This window comes from Mycobacterium sp. 852014-52144_SCH5372336 (assembly GCF_001665615.1).
Classification (GTDB): Bacteria; Actinomycetota; Actinomycetes; order Mycobacteriales; family Mycobacteriaceae; genus Mycobacterium; species Mycobacterium neumannii_A.
This window is the reverse complement of the sequence record NZ_LZSW01000066.1, coordinates 1-14,148: the sequence shown is the minus strand read 5'-3', so window position 1 is coordinate 14,148 and position 14,148 is coordinate 1. Positions and strand designations below refer to the sequence as shown.

General features: G+C 66.3%; 15 protein-coding genes. 9 read left to right on the top strand and 6 right to left on the bottom strand.

From position 1 onward, the window contains the following. Nucleotides 1-2: 2 nt before the first annotated feature. The gene (gene fadD2 / locus A5759_RS24480) at nt 3-1,838 is read right to left on the bottom strand and encodes a long-chain-fatty-acid--CoA ligase FadD2 (protein ID WP_082962270.1); all 1,836 of its coding nucleotides are present in this window, start codon (nt 1,836-1,838) and stop codon (nt 3-5) included. A 55-nt stretch (nt 1,839-1,893) separates the two neighbouring features. On the opposite strand from fadD2, the gene A5759_RS24475 reads away from it, so the two are divergent. The 3 genes from A5759_RS24475 to A5759_RS24465 all read left to right on the top strand — a co-directional run bounded on the left by A5759_RS24475 (nt 1,894) and on the right by A5759_RS24465 (nt 4,172). Continuing rightward, nucleotides 1,894-3,138 carry a DNA polymerase domain-containing protein gene (locus tag A5759_RS24475; protein WP_068201941.1) on the top strand — a complete coding sequence of 415 codons (1,245 nt, stop codon included), beginning with the start codon at nt 1,894-1,896 and terminating at the stop codon, nt 3,136-3,138. A gap of 167 nt (nt 3,139-3,305) precedes the next feature. Beyond that, nucleotides 3,306-3,668 (top strand): anti-anti-sigma factor, encoded by a 363-nt coding sequence (locus tag A5759_RS24470; protein ID WP_369816268.1) that lies wholly within the window; start codon nt 3,306-3,308, stop codon nt 3,666-3,668. A 132-nt stretch (nt 3,669-3,800) separates the two neighbouring features. Beyond that, nucleotides 3,801-4,172: an NYN domain-containing protein gene (locus A5759_RS24465; protein WP_066847775.1), complete on the top strand. Its 372-nt coding sequence runs from the start codon at nt 3,801-3,803 to the stop codon at nt 4,170-4,172. Here A5759_RS24465 and A5759_RS24460 read toward each other — a convergent pair. Further along, nucleotides 4,156-4,791, bottom strand: a complete 636-nt coding sequence (locus A5759_RS24460) for a TIGR03086 family metal-binding protein (protein WP_068201940.1) — start codon at nt 4,789-4,791, stop codon at nt 4,156-4,158. The genes A5759_RS24465 and A5759_RS24460 overlap by 17 nt on opposite strands. A gap of 51 nt (nt 4,792-4,842) precedes the next feature. On the opposite strand from A5759_RS24460, the gene A5759_RS24455 reads away from it, so the two are divergent. Further along, the gene (locus A5759_RS24455; RefSeq protein WP_068201938.1) at nt 4,843-5,277 is read left to right on the top strand and encodes a MarR family winged helix-turn-helix transcriptional regulator; all 435 of its coding nucleotides are present in this window, start codon (nt 4,843-4,845) and stop codon (nt 5,275-5,277) included. A gap of 10 nt (nt 5,278-5,287) precedes the next feature. After that, the gene (locus A5759_RS24450; RefSeq protein WP_066847782.1) at nt 5,288-6,700 is read left to right on the top strand and encodes an NCS2 family permease; all 1,413 of its coding nucleotides are present in this window, start codon (nt 5,288-5,290) and stop codon (nt 6,698-6,700) included. Between the two features lie 6 nt (nt 6,701-6,706). Here the strand turns inward: A5759_RS24450 and A5759_RS24445 are convergent, their stop codons facing one another. Both A5759_RS24445 and A5759_RS24440 read right to left on the bottom strand, forming a co-directional pair. Then, the gene (locus tag A5759_RS24445) at nt 6,707-7,372 is read right to left on the bottom strand and encodes an IF2 family translation initiation factor (protein ID WP_068201936.1); all 666 of its coding nucleotides are present in this window, start codon (nt 7,370-7,372) and stop codon (nt 6,707-6,709) included. 26 nt (nt 7,373-7,398) lie between these two features. Further along, the gene (locus tag A5759_RS24440; RefSeq protein ID WP_068201934.1) at nt 7,399-7,947 is read right to left on the bottom strand and encodes a CsbD family protein; all 549 of its coding nucleotides are present in this window, start codon (nt 7,945-7,947) and stop codon (nt 7,399-7,401) included. A 240-nt stretch (nt 7,948-8,187) separates the two neighbouring features. Between A5759_RS24440 and A5759_RS24435 the strand changes: the two genes are divergently transcribed. From A5759_RS24435 to A5759_RS24425, 3 genes are read left to right on the top strand one after another with little or no spacing between them, the layout of a single operon-like run. Then, nucleotides 8,188-9,222, top strand: coding sequence for a GTP-binding protein (locus A5759_RS24435; RefSeq protein WP_068202029.1), 1,035 nt, complete (start codon nt 8,188-8,190; stop codon nt 9,220-9,222). Between the two features lie 27 nt (nt 9,223-9,249). Next, nucleotides 9,250-10,209 carry a DNA polymerase domain-containing protein gene (locus A5759_RS24430; protein ID WP_068201932.1) on the top strand — a complete coding sequence of 320 codons (960 nt, stop codon included), beginning with the start codon at nt 9,250-9,252 and terminating at the stop codon, nt 10,207-10,209. Between the two features lie 60 nt (nt 10,210-10,269). Next, nucleotides 10,270-11,271, top strand: a complete 1,002-nt coding sequence (locus tag A5759_RS24425; protein WP_068201930.1) for a YihY/virulence factor BrkB family protein — start codon at nt 10,270-10,272, stop codon at nt 11,269-11,271. On the opposite strand, the gene A5759_RS24420 is transcribed toward A5759_RS24425, so the two are convergent. Both A5759_RS24420 and A5759_RS24415 read right to left on the bottom strand, forming a co-directional pair. Further along, entirely contained in the window at nt 11,238-11,855 is a 618-nt protein-coding gene (locus A5759_RS24420; RefSeq protein WP_068202027.1) for a nitroreductase family protein, read from the bottom strand. The genes A5759_RS24425 and A5759_RS24420 overlap by 34 nt on opposite strands. 38 nt (nt 11,856-11,893) lie before the next feature. Further along, nucleotides 11,894-12,979 carry a dihydrodipicolinate reductase gene (locus tag A5759_RS24415; RefSeq protein ID WP_068202025.1) on the bottom strand — a complete coding sequence of 362 codons (1,086 nt, stop codon included), beginning with the start codon at nt 12,977-12,979 and terminating at the stop codon, nt 11,894-11,896. Nucleotides 12,980-13,101: 122 nt separating this feature from the next. On the opposite strand from A5759_RS24415, the gene A5759_RS24410 reads away from it, so the two are divergent. After that, the gene (locus tag A5759_RS24410) at nt 13,102-14,010 is read left to right on the top strand and encodes an enoyl-CoA hydratase (RefSeq protein WP_068201928.1); all 909 of its coding nucleotides are present in this window, start codon (nt 13,102-13,104) and stop codon (nt 14,008-14,010) included. Nucleotides 14,011-14,148 lie beyond the last annotated feature (138 nt).

Below are 14,148 nucleotides of genomic sequence, written 5' to 3'. Positions count from 1 at the left end.
GACTATTCCGACTGGTTGGCTTCTGCCTTCTCGTCGGCCTTCTCGTCCGACTGCTCGTCGGCCTTCTTCTCGCCGCCTCCGTCGGCCTTGGCTTTCCCGCCGCCTCCGTCGGCCTTGGCTTTCTCGCCGCCTCCGTCGGACTTCGCTTTCCCGCCGCCTCCGTCGACGTCCATCTCCCGGAGCTCACGCTTCAGGATCTTGCCCGTTGGATTGCGCGGCAACTCGTCGAGGAAGACGACCTCTCGCGGCACCTTGTAGCGCGCCAGGTGCTCGCGGACATAACCCTTGATGTCGTCCTCACCGATCGAGGCGCCGTCGGACTTGACGACGAACGCCCGCAGCCGGTGACCCCATTCCTTGTCCTCGACACCCACCGCGGTGGCCTCGACAACCTCCGGGTGTCCGCTGATCAGGTCCTCCACCTCGGCGGGGAACACGTTCTCGCCGCCGGACACGATCATCTCGTCGTCGCGGCCACTGACGTAGAGCAGACCGTTCTCGTCGAAATAGCCGACGTCACCCGACGACATCAGACCGTCGACGATCTGCTTGTGGCCGCCGCCGGTGTAGCCCTCAAACGGGAAGAAGTTGCCGACGAAGATCCGCCCGACCTCGCCCTGGGGCAGTTCGTTGCCGTCGTCGTCGAGGATCTTGACCTTCACGCCCTTCACCACCGGTCCGACGGTGGCCGGGTTCTTCTCAAGATCCTGCGGTCGCGCGATCGTGGCGAACGCGATCTCGGTCGACCCGTACAGGTTGTAGATCACGGGTCCGAGCATCTTGAGGCCGCGCTGCGCCATCTCCGCGCCCAGCTGCGACCCCGATACGAACACGATCCGCAGCGACGACAAGTCGGGCTTGCGATCCATGTCGTCAAGCGCATCGAGCATGCGCGACAACATCACCGGCACGACCACCACCGCGGTCACCTTGTGCTCCTCGATGTCCTCGAGAACCTTCTGAGCCTTGAACCGCCTGCGCAGCAACAGCGTCGTGCCCAACATCATCGAGATCGTCGCGTGCAGGAAACCCAACGCGTGGAACATCGGCGCCGGAAGCGCGGTGATCTCACCACCCTTGAACGGAACATGCGAGAGCACGCCGCCGATGGGAGCGAGGGTGGGCGGTGTACTTCTGTTGGCGCCCTTGGGTGTTCCCGTCGTCCCACTGGTCAGGATGATCACCGACGAATGCTTGGTCGCCTTGGGCGCCGCCTTACCGGAGTGTCGGGAGACGAAGTCCTCGAGCGTCTCGTCGGTGCTGTTCGACGGTTCGTCCTTATCGGGGTTCACGCCGAGCGCGCGCAGCTTGCCCAGCGGCGGATCCGCTTTGGACACGGCCTGGCAGTACTCGTCGTCGTAGATGATCAGCTTGGCGCCCTCACGTTCGGACACCTCCTTGACCTGGGGCCCGGAGAACTCGCTGTTGAGCAGGATGATCCGCGCACCGGTGCGGGCCGCGCCGTACAGCGCGACGAGGAACCACCGGTGGTTGCGGGCCAGGATCGCGACCCCGTCACCGCCCTTGACACCCTTCTCCAGCAGGCCGTTGGCCACTGAATGTGCTGCGTCGTCGAGTTCCTTGAACGTCATCTCGCCGAAGTCGTCGATGATCGCGGTGCGATCGGGGGTGCGGCGGGCGTTCAAGGCTGGGATCATCCCGAACTCGCCCCAACGCCGGATGTCGGCGAGCATTCCGGCGACGTTCTGCGGTGGTTCGATCTTGAACGCGCCCGCTCCGAACATCTTGGTGGCGTAGTGCAGCTCGGCCGACCCGCGTTCGACGAGTTGCTGAGCCTTGGCGAGCGCTTGCGACGGGAGCTCGGAGAGTCTTGCCATGTCCCCACCATATGTGACCCGCGTCGCAGTGCGGCCGGGAAACTAGCATGACGTTATGGCCGCACCCCGGTACCTGGAGGTCGAGGGTCACCGGGTGCCCATCAGCCACCCCGACAAGGTCGTCTTCCCCGATATCGGCGTCACCAAGTCGGACCTGATGCACTACTACGTCAGCGTCGCCGACGGCGCCCTGCGCGGTGTCCGTGACCGGCCGATGATCCTCAAGCGGTTCGTCAAGGGCATCACCGAGGAGGCCGTGTTCCAGAAGCGCGCGCCGAAGAAGCGGCCTGACTTCGTCGACGTCGCCGAGTTGAAGTACGCGTCAGGGACATCGGCGGCCGAAGCTGTGCTGCGCGATGCGGCCGGCCTGGTATGGGCGGTCAACCTCGGATGCGTCGACCTCAACCCCCATCCGGTTCGGTCAGACGATCTAGCGCATCCCGACGAGCTGCGCGTCGACCTCGACCCGATGCCGGGTGTCGAGTGGCCTCAGATCATCGACGTCGCGATGGTCGCCCGCGACGTGCTCGAGGACCATGGGCTGACGGCGTGGCCCAAGACATCGGGATCGCGGGGCTTCCACATCTACGCCCGCATCCAGAGGCGGTGGCCGTTCAAGTTCGTCCGGCTCGCCGCGCAGGCGGTGGCCCGCGAGGTCGAGCGCCGAGCGCCCGAGATCGCCACCGCGCGCTGGTGGAAGGAAGAACGCGAGGGCGTCTTCGTCGATTTCAACCAGAACGCGTTCGATCGAACCGTCGCGTCGGCCTATTCGGTGCGCGCGACCCCTGACGCCAGGGTGTCGACGCCGCTGCTCTGGACAGAGGTGCCCGGATGCCGGCCGGACGCGTTCACGATCGCGACGGTGCCACAACGTTTCGCCGAACACGGTGACCCCTGGGAGGGCATCGACGATTCAGCGGGAACGCTTGACGCGCTGCTCGACCTCGCCGACCGGCTCGGTCCGGCGGAACGGGCACCACGCGGGGCCAAACGTTCGAGCGGAGGAACCGGTCGGCGGGTCTCCTCTAAGCCGCTCATCGAGATCGCCCGCACGAAGACCAAGGACGAGGCGATGGCGGCGTTGGACGAATGGCGACGACGGCACTCGGCCGCAGCCGAAAAGTTGGAGCCCGCAGACATTCTGGTCGACGGTATGCGGGGTCCCAGTTCGATCTGGTACCGCATCAGGATCAACCTTCAGCACGTGCCCGAACACGAACGACCCGCCCAGGAGGAGTTGCTCGTCGACTACAGCCCGTGGGAGAACTACTCCGGACCCCAGTGGATGCAGCGCGACTGATTTGCTGGCTAACGCAAAAACTGCTTCTTACCAAAGTATTAGTCGCCGTTGGCGCTTGCCTTAATCTCGCGGCATAAGTTGGGCTTCATCGACGAAGCTGACTAATCGAGGAGGCGGTGATGTACGGGAATCCGACATTCGACTGCGCCGGGGCCCAGCTTCATGCCGTGTGCCGCCAGCTGGCAACGGTTGTGACGGTCGACGGCATCATCGACGACCGGAACATCGAACGGATCACCGCGTTCGCTCGCCGGTTCGTTCTGGCTGAGAAGCCGTTCATCCTCGATCTGAGCGAAGTGAGTTCGTGTGCAGAGCAACTCATTTCGTTGATGTACGACATCGATGAGTGCTGCTTCCACGCTGAGGTGGATTGGGCCGTCGTCGCCAGTGATGAAGTGCAACGAGTGTTGCATGCGTCCGGTGTGAGCGTCCCGGTCGCAGCATCGGTGCCCGATGCGCTTCATCACTTCGCGGAGAACATCGAGAAACGGCGTCGACTGCTGCCGCTGTTGACCCAGAAGACCGCATAGCGGAAGGCGACCAGGTGCTACTCGATATTCGTTGGCTCGGTTACCTGCTTGGCCGTCGGCATCCGACGGCCAAGCAGACCGGCCACGCGTTCTGAACCCGCCCCGTCGACCGACGCCGGTCCTCGACACGCGATGCGGTGGATCGTCGACGGTATGAATGTGATCGGATCGCGCCCCGACGGCTGGTGGCGTGATCGTCATCGCGCCATGGTGACCCTGGTCGAGCGGTTGGAATCCTGGCGGTCTCCCCGTGACGATGTCACCGTGGTGTTCGAACGCCCACCCAAGCCTCCGATCGACTCGTCGGCTGTCACCGTCGCCTATGCCCCGCGCCCGGCGCCCAACTCAGCCGACGACGAGATCGTCCGCCTTGTCCTCGCCGATGATCGGCCCGCCGACATCAGCGTGGCCACGTCCGACCGCACGCTTGCCGAGCGGGTACGCGAGGCCGGCGCGTCCGTCGTACCGGCGGAGAGGTTGCGCGATCTCATCGACCCGCGCTGACGCCTGTGGGCCGCCAATCGGGCGATCGGCCCAAGTGGCGCAACACCCGATCCAGGTCGCTCGCGTCGGCCTGAGGTTGCACGGCACGCGCGAACGGTGAGTTGTCAGCGTCTCGGATTTCACCGTCAGGGACCCCCATCGCCAGGGGCACGACGGCCGCAACGACGTCATCGGGCAACCCGAACGGCACACCGATGCTGCGGGCGACGTCCCACCCGTGCACGACGTAGTCGACGAAGTGAAAACCGACCGCCATCGCACCCGGAACCGTGGCGTCCTCGCCGAACTCCGGTAGCGCGAACGTCGCCTCCAGCACCCCCTCGGCAGCGAACGCGGCCACCACCTCCGCGGCCGCGGCGGCATAGGCGCCGCCGGGGTCGGCGCGGACCGCATCCGCGACGGTCAGGGGCTCCCACACCCCGAGATCGCCGCCGGCTCCGCGAGCGGAGGCGGCAAACCCCTTGTGCTGCACGGTCATATGCGTCAGCAGGTCGCCGAGGTCCCACCCGCCACACGGCGTCGGACGATGGAGGTCGTCAACCGTCACTCGCGAGACGATATCGACGGAGGCGTTGACCGCTGTTCGATGGAGCGGTCGCGGATCACTAATCGTATGCATGCGCTTACGATATATGACTGCCTATCATTGGTCAACGCTTAATATCCCTGCATGCCGCCCAAGCCGCGACGACGAGACCTCGCGGCCATGCTCGCCCCGCTGATGCGCCAGCTGATCGCCCTGGAGACCCCCGTGCTCGCCGAACACGGCATCTCAATGTGGGGTTACGCCGTGCTGTCAGCGCTCGACGAGTCCCCGGTACGCAGCCAGGCCGCCCTCGCCGAAGCGATCGGCGCCGACAAGACCCGGATCATCCCCACGCTCGACGAGCTTCAGGAACGCGGCTACATCGAGCGCATACCCGACCCGGCGGACCGGCGCGTGCGACTGCTGGAGATCACCGAATCCGGTCGCGCTCTTAAAGATTCGGTGCAGGCGGAGATCCAGCGTGGCGAGGAGCGGTGGCTTTCGGTGCTCTCGCCCGCCGACCGGCGAGCGTTCCTAGGGGCCCTGCACGAGATGACGCGTGTCGAGGACACCCCATAGGGTTTGAGAAATGAACCGCCTCGACCGCTTCTTCGAGATCTCGGCGCGCGGCACGACGGTCGGCGCGGAGGCCCGCGGCGGGCTGGTCACGTTCATCGCGATGGCCTACATCATCGTGCTGAACCCGATCATCTTGTCCGGTTCCGAAGACGTCACCGGCGATCGACTGCAATTCGCCGAGGTTTCAGCGGTCACGGCGCTGGCCGCGGGCGTGATGACGATCCTGTTCGGTCTCATCGCGCGGATGCCGTTCGCGTTCGCCGCCGGTCTCGGCATCAACTCATTCGTGGCGACGACGCTCGTCGGCTCCCTCACCTGGGCCGAAGCCATGGGACTGGTGGTGATCAACGGGCTCATCATCGTTGTACTGGCGGCGACCGGGTTGCGGCGGCTGGTCTTCGATGCCGTGCCGATGCAGCTGAAGCTGGCCATCACGGCCGGCATCGGGCTGTTCATCCTGTTCATCGGCCTCGTCGACGCCGGGTTCATCGGTTCGACGGGTGTCGCGTCACCACCGGTCGGCCTCGGCGGTAACGGCAGCGGCTCCATCAGCACCGTGCCCACTGTCGTCTTCGCCTTCACGCTGCTGCTGACCGGCATCCTGGTGGCTCGAAAGGTGCGGGGCGGCATCCTGATCGGGCTCGTCGCCGGCACCGTCGTCGCGGTCGTGATCGAGTCGATCTGGCACCTCGGCTCCGCCGCGGACAAGCCCGGAGGCTGGAGCCTGTCGGTCCCGACGCTGTCGGGCTCACCGTTCGCGCTTCCCGACCTGTCGCTCGTCGGCGCCTTCAGCATGGACAGCTTCGGCCGCATCGGGGTGATCGCCGCGACCATGTTCGTGTTCACGCTCGTGTTCGCGAACTTCTTCGACGCTATGGGCACCTTCACGGGCCTGTCCCGCGAGGCCGGACTCGCCGACGAGAAAGGCACCTTCCCGCGCCTGCGGGCGGCGCTGGTGGTCGAAGGCGCGGGCGCCGTGGTCGGCGGCGCATCGTCGGCCTCGTCGAACACGGTGTTCGTCGAATCGGGCGCGGGCATCGGCGAGGGCGCGAGGACCGGGCTGGCCAACATCGTGACCGGCGTGCTGTTCCTCGCCGCGATGTTCATCTCACCGCTGGCGTCGGTGGTGCCGACGGAAGTGGCAGCGGCCGCGCTGGTGATCGTTGGAGCGATGATGGTGTCGCATCTGCGACACATCGACATCTCCGAGTTCTCGGTCGCGCTGCCCGTGGTGCTGACGGTGGCCACGATGCCGTTCTCGTACTCGATCGCCAACGGCATCGGCGTCGGCTTCATCGCGTGGGTGGTACTGCGGTCGGCAGCAGGAAAAGCCCGCGAGATCAGCCCACTGTTGTGGGTGGTCGCCGCGGGCTTCCTGCTGTACTTCGCGCGAGGCTGGATCGAGTCACTGCTCGGGATTTAACCCGCGTCAGCGATCGGCTTGCCGCTTTTCCTTCTCGGCGTCGGCGAGGTCGTCGATCTTGTCGGCCTGCGCACGCGTCGTGGCGGCATCGACGCGCTTGTCCTGCGCGTCGGCCATCTTGACGCTGGCCACCTTCGCTGCACTGCGCTCGGCCGCGTCGATCTGCTCTTCTTCGCGGCGCTTGGCCGATTCGACGTTCTTCTTGCGCTGCTCGGCGATCTCGTCGGCCTTCTTCTTGTCCTCGACGATCTTCTTTTCGGCGTTCTCGACGGCCGCGCGCTTCCGCTCCTGTGCATCGGTACGCGCCTGGCGGGCTTCGGCCTCGGTCTCCTCGAACGTCTTCTGCTTGTCCTGCAGCGCCTTCTCGCGGGTCACCTTCAGCTCTCGGCCCGCCTGCTTGACGTTCTCGTCGGCGGCCGCGTCGAGTTCTGCCGCGCGGCGCAACGCGTCGCTGCGCTCGACGAGGGTGGCGCCGCGCTTCTGGAGCTCGTGATCACCGAGTGCCGTGCCCACGGCGGTGTCGAGCATCCCCAGGGAACGCTCGTAGAACAGCCGGGCCGGCGCTTCGTCGTCCATCCGGGCGACAAACCGGTCGTCGATCAATTGCAGCGGCACGCGGGCCACCTGGTACTGAAACTTCAGCACCGCTTTCGGAATAGCGGTGAGACTCATCGGTTCAAGCTCCTTCTACGCCCTGCTCAGGCGTCGTCGTTGAGGTTTTCGGCCTGCCGCCGGATACGGGCGGCTTCGGCTTTCGCGCTTGCCGACTCCTCGACGGCTTCGCGGTGTTCTTCGAGCGCGCCGGCGAGCTGGGTGTCGGCGTCGTGCACCCCGGCTCGCTGCTCGGCCTTGGCTTCGCGCGCCTTGCGCTCGGCGTCGATTTCGGCCTGGGTGCGCTCGCGCTCGAGCTGCTGATGGGCCGCGGCTTCGGCGGCGCGCTTCTGGGCGGCCTTCTGGTTCTCGACCGCGCCCTTTTCGGCGGCCGCTTCGGCGTTCGCCGCGGTGCGCTCCTTGGCGCCTTCGCGCTTGGCCTCCACCACATCGTTGCGGGCCTCCCGCGCCTCGGCGTCGGCGACCGCGTCGATCGTGTTGGCTTCTTTGCGGCGTTCGGCCTCGGCCTGCTGCAGTTGGCCTTCGGCGGTCAGCGAGTCGTTTCCGGTGATAGCGCCAAACATCTCTTTGGCCTTGCCTTTCACCGAGTCGATCAGGCCTTCGCGTGCCTGGCCGGCCTTGTCGTGGTCCGTCATTCGGGCCTCCTCTCAGGGGTCTAGGTTCCACATCCGCGGGGGTCCGAAACCCTCTGTGGGCGGACGCACAGCAAATGGCTAGCCGCGTCGAAGATCGGGTGCGTCACCGGTGCGGCCCGGTAGCAGACCCAGAGCGAGCATGCCTATGGCGAGCCCCAGGTGCAGCCGATTGTCGGCGGCGTTGCTGGAATAGCCATCACCGCGGGATAGCCGCTCGGTGCCGATCGAAACGCTGCGATGATGTGTCGCGTGACAGCGACGACGATTCCGGCCATCGCTCTGACCGGCTACCTCGGCGCGGGTAAGACCACGCTGCTCAACCACGTGCTGCGCCAGCCGGGTGCGCGCGTCGGCGTCATCATCAACGACTTCGGCGAACTCAACGTCGACGCGGCGCTGGTCACGGGGCAGGTTGACGAACCGGCCTCGATCGCCGGGGGCTGCATCTGCTGCCTTCCCGACGAAGGCGGGCTCGACGACGCGCTGGCCAAGCTCGCCGACCCGAAGCTCGGCCTGGACGCGATCATCATCGAGGCCAGCGGACTGGCCGACCCGATAGCGGTGTCGCGGATCATCCGATTCAGCGGGGTGGAGCGGGTGCGGCCCGGCGGCATTGTCGACGTCATCGACGCCGCCGCACATTTCGACACCGTCGACGACCACGCCACCCCGCCGGCGCGATACGGGGCGGCCACCCTTGTGGTGGTCAACAAACTCGACCAGATCTCCGAGGACGCCCGCGAAGAGACGCTCGGGAGAATCGAAAAGCGTGTGCGCGAACGGAATCCGGACGCACACGTCGTGGGTGCGACGGCCGGACGTGTCGATCCGGCGCTGCTGTACGACGTGTCCGCATCCGTCGACGTCGGCGAGCAACTCTCCCTGCGCGAACTGCTCGTCGACACCGGAGACGCCCATGATCACCCGCACGTGCACGCCGATTCGGTCACGGTGACCAGCAATGGTTGCGTCGATCCCGCGGCGCTGATCGACCTGCTCGAAACGCCGCCCCCGGGCGTGTACCGGCTCAAGGGCACGGTCGCGGTGCGGTACCGAGAGCGCACGCGCCGCTATGTCGTCAATGTGGTGGGCACGTCTGTCCACATCGCGAACGCACCGTCGACGGCGGTCGCCAACGGACTCGTCGCGATCGGCACCCATGTCGACGTCGACGACGTCCGCGCGCGCATGACGGCGGCGCTGGCACCGCACGACGGCGTGGTCTCGGCCGCGGGGGTTCGACGGCTGCAGCGCTACCGCCGACTCAGCGTCTGATCGCCGCCCCGCGCTTATGGTGGGGTGATGAGCGCCGAGGAGCAGCGCGCCGGGGTCGACCTGACCAACCTCGACCAACCGTTGAGCCCGGACGCCAATGCCACCAAGCGCGATCTGATCGACTACCTCGACGCGGTGTCCGATCGGATTCTTCCCGGCCTCGCGGGACGTCCCTTGACGGTGTTGCGGGTGTTGCGCGGGCGGGCACCGTTCATGCAGAAGAACGTGCCGAAGTACACCCCCGAGTGGGTGAAAACCGTCTCGATGTGGGCCGAGTCCTCCCACCGTGAGGTCCGCTATGCGCTGTGCGACGGTCGGCGCACGTTGCTGTGGCTGGCCAACCAGCGCGCCGTCGAGTACCACCCCGCCCTCGGCTTGGCCGAGAACATCTACCGCCCAACGCATCTGGTGCTCGACCTCGACCCGCCGGAGGGAAGCGACTTTGCGGCCGTCGTCGCCACGGCTCACCTTGTGCGGCAGGCGCTTTCGGACTGCGGCCTGGCCGGAGCGGTGAAGACGAGCGGCGCCAAGGGAGTGCACGTGTTCGTCCCGGTCGACGACAGCGCACCGGTCGACGACGTCGCGGCGGCCACCCGCGCGCTGGCCGCTCGCGCAGAATCGCTCGACCCTTCCCGTGCTACCACGGCTTTCATCGTCGAGGACCGCCAGGGCAAGGTCTTCATCGACTCCACCCGCGCCGGGGGCGCGACGGTCGTCGCCGCATACAGTCCCCGGTTGCGCCCCGGCACCCCTGTGTCGTTCCCGGTCGCCTGGTCGGACCTGGACCGCATCACACCGGCCGACTTCACCGTGCACAACGCGATCGACGTCCTGGGCGGCAGCGACCCATGGGTGCAGGCGATGCCGGCACCGCAGACGCTGCCCCCCGACCTGATCGAGCACGGCAGGACCATCCCCGTCGCGCGGGTGGCCGCGATGCACGAGGGCAAGCGGCGGGCGCGTGCGCGCCGCAACGAGGGCGGCTGACGTCGGATTCACCCGGCCGGTTAGCGGGTATCGACAGCGCATCGGCGGAGGGATTCCGGGATGGTGGGCTGGCTGGACCGGCTGCAGCGACGCAACCGCCGCGTGGGTTTCGCCATCGCGGTGATCTACAAGTACGTCGACGATCAGGGCGGTTATCTGGCGGCGCTGATCACCTATTACGCGTTCGTTTCCCTGTTCCCGTTGCTATTGCTGCTGACCACCGCGCTTGGGGTGATACTGGTCGGCCGCCCGGAGATTCAGCAACAGATCCTGCAGTCCACACTCGGCCAGTTCCCCGTCATCGGTAGCCAGCTCGAACGGCCGGAGCAACTCAGCGGTGGGGTCACGGCCGTCGTGGTCGGGATCGCCGGTGCGCTGTACGGCGGTCTCGGTGTCGGGCAGGCGCTGCAGAACGCGATGGACTCGGTATGGGCGGTGCCCCGCAACAACCGCCCGGACCCGATCCGGTCGAGGCTGCGCAGCCTGCTGTTGTTGTTCGTGCTCGGTTCGGCCGCGGTCACCGCGACGGTCCTGTCGGCGGTCGGCCACGCGACGGCCAGCTTGGGGTGGTTCGGCAAAGTGGGCGTCACCGTCGCCACCGTCGCGATCAACGCACTCATCTGCCTGGTCGCGTTCCGCGTCACCACCGCCCGTTCCGTGTCGTACCGCGACGTGCTCCCAGGCGCCCTCGCGGCAGCGGTGATATGGCAGCTGCTGCAGTGGTTCGGCGCGAACTACGTCTCCCACGTCGTCAAATCGACCAGCGCGACCAACAGCGTGTTCGCGTTGGTTCTGGGCCTGCTTGCGTTCCTGTATCTGGTTTCGGTGACGTTGGTGATGTGCGCCGAAGTCAACGTTGTGCGCGTCGACCAGCTGTATCCCCGTTCACTGATGACGCCGTTCACCGACGACGTCGACCTCACCTCGGCCGACCGGCGCACCTACAGCCGACGGGCGAAAGCCGAACGGGCGAAAGGCTTTCAGAAGGTCAGTGTGCGGTTCGATCCGACCCGTGAAACTTCTCCTGATCAATCCGGCGAGGTGCCGGACAGCCAGGGTTGATCCCACCTGTCCACCGCCGCCACTTCCGACAACGGCTTCCGACGGACTGTGTGATGGTGGCCCGCCGGCCATCCCAGCGTCACCAACGCCGCCGGCATCCAGTCGTCCGGGATCCCGATCAATGAGCGCAACTGCTCTTCACAGCCCATGTGCCACAACGTGATCGCCGCCCCGAGCCCCTGGGCGCGGGCGGCCAATAGGAAATTCTGCACCGCCGGGAATATCGAACCGCCTTGCTGTAGCTCGGATGCCCCAGCTTGTGGCCGGACGCAGAAGAGGACGAGACCGGGTGCGGCGCCGCCGTTCCGCATGTGGTCGGCCATCGATCTCAGCACCCGAGACCGCGAATCGTCCGCGCCGTCATCGGGAGACGTGATTCCGTAGAACCGCTGCAGCTCGTCCCACGTTCGGTGTGCGGCCGCGGTGACAAGCGCACGGGATTGCTCGGAGCGCAGCACCACGAACCGCCATGGCTGTTGGTTGGCACCCGACGGCGCCCAGCTGGCCGCTCGCAGACACCGCTGCAGCGTGGCATCGTCGACCGGTTCGTCGCGATACCGCCGCACCGCCGACGCGGTCTCCATCACCGTCCAGATGTCCGTCGACACGGCCGGGGCCCGGTTCACGACGTTGTCGTACCGGGTAGGACGCCCCGCCATGTGCCACCGCGCACGGGTCCGGTGATCAACGGCAGGTCCAGCGTCGACAGCACTCCGGGTGGTGCGGCCATCACGGCCGGAATGGCGTTCAACTCACGCATCACGGTCGCATATGTCAAGCCACGCATGTTGTTTCCACGCCCGTGCATCTCGATGTCGACGGTGTAGGTCGGCAGCCCGTCGACGATGACGCGGTAACCGCCGTGCGGGGAGGGGTGGCGCGGCCAGTCCGGAGCCGACTGCTCACCCATGCGTGTGATGTGCTCGAGCACGACGCGTTCCTCGTCGTCCACCATGCCCGCCAGCTTGAACCGCATGCCGCCCATGGTGCCCGGGTCGATCCAGCCCGATGCGACCTCGTAGCGTTCGGTGGCCAACCACTTGTCGATCGTGGTGACGACGCGGTCGAGAGGAAGGCCCACGCCGTCGGCGACGAGATGGACTGTCGGTGCCCACAGCGCCGCGAGGCGCTCGGTGTCGAACAGCGGCGCCGGATGGTCGGGCGGGTGGCCGAAACCCATGAAGTCAAACATGATGTCGGGCTGGTTGATCGGGCCGTAGTCGAGTATTTCGAGCATGGTGATGGTGTCGACGCGACTGCTGAATCCAGTCATCGTCAATGCGATGACGTCGTTGGCCCACCCCGGATCCACACCACTGTTGAAGAAGCTCGTGCCCCCTTCCTCGCACGCCGACGCGATGAGCTCGGCAGTGTCCTTGTCGGCGGCAGGCGGGTAACACATCGGAACCAGGGAGGTGCACACCACGTTCTTGCCCGCGCGCAGACAGCGGGCGATGTCCTCGGCGGCCTCCCGGTAGCGGTAGTCGCCCGAGGCGAAATAGGCGACCACGTCGGCATCCAGCGAAAGCGCCGAGTCGATGTCGCGGGTCGCGATCACTCCGGTCGCGGACATGCCGCACAACGCACCGGCGTCCATGCCGTCTTTGGCCTCGGCGTGTACGACCACGCCCGCGAGGTCCAGGCCGGGGTGGGCGATCAGCGCACGCAGCGCGCCGACACCGACCTGGCCTGGCCCCCACAGAACCACCCGCGGGTTACGTTGGCAGTCCGACATGTGCACCCTTTCAGTCGATCCATCCAACCCGTGAGAACATACCTTCTCAATAAACGACAACACCATTGCCAGATTGGCCCGATCCGGAGGACACGATGAGCGAGTATCAGTTTCTGAAGTGGGAGATGTTCGACGACGGCCAGATCGTTCGGATCTCGCTGAATCGTCCGGAGCAGCGCAATGCGCAGAACCGCGGGATGCTGGTCGAACTCGATGAGGCGTTCGCCCGCGCCGAGGCCGACGACACCGTTCGCGTGGTCATCCTTGCCGGCGAGGGACCGATGTTCTCCTCCGGCCACGACATCGGTTCCAAGCAGGCGCGGGCCGAGTTCATGCCGGGGCCGGAGCAGCATCCCACGGCGGCCATCAACGGGGGGACGCGCGAGGGCGCGGAGAAGATCATGCTGCAGGAATGGCACTACTTCTTCCAGAACAACCTGCGCTGGCGCAACCTCCGCAAGATCACGATCGCGCAGGTGCACGGCGACGTGTTCTCGGCGGGTCTGATGCTGATCTGGGCATGCGACCTGATCGTGGGCAGCGAAGAGGTGCGCTTCGCCGACGTCGTGGGCACCCGGCTGGGGATGTGCGGCATGGAGTACTTCGGCCATCCGTGGGAGTTCGGTCCGCGGCGCACCAAGGAGCTGATGTTGACCGGCGACGCCATCGACATCGAGGAGGCGTACCGACTCGGGATGGTGAGCAAGATCTTCAAGCGTGACGAATTGGCCGATCGCACACTGGAAATGGCACGGCGGATCGCCACGGTACCGACGATGGCGGCGCTGCTCATCAAGGAGTCGGTCAATCAGTCGGTCGACAACATGGGCTTTTACAACGCGCTGCAGTCGTGTTTCACGTTGCATCAGCTCAACCACTCGCACTGGGTGGGCGTGCGCGAGGACAAACGGGCGACCGCCGGTGAGGAGCAGGGCGTGCCGAACTGGCGGACCGCTCCCCCGATCGTGTTGTCGGTCAAGGATCAGGTGCGGGTCGAATCCTGACGACCGCGCCCCCGCACCCTCCCCTCTGCGCCGAACGTGGGTTACCGTCACGCGTTCGGCGGGGCAGATTCATACGGTCAGTGCAACATCCCTGGATTTAGGAGCGTTGCGCATGCCAAGTGGTTATCCGCATCCGCG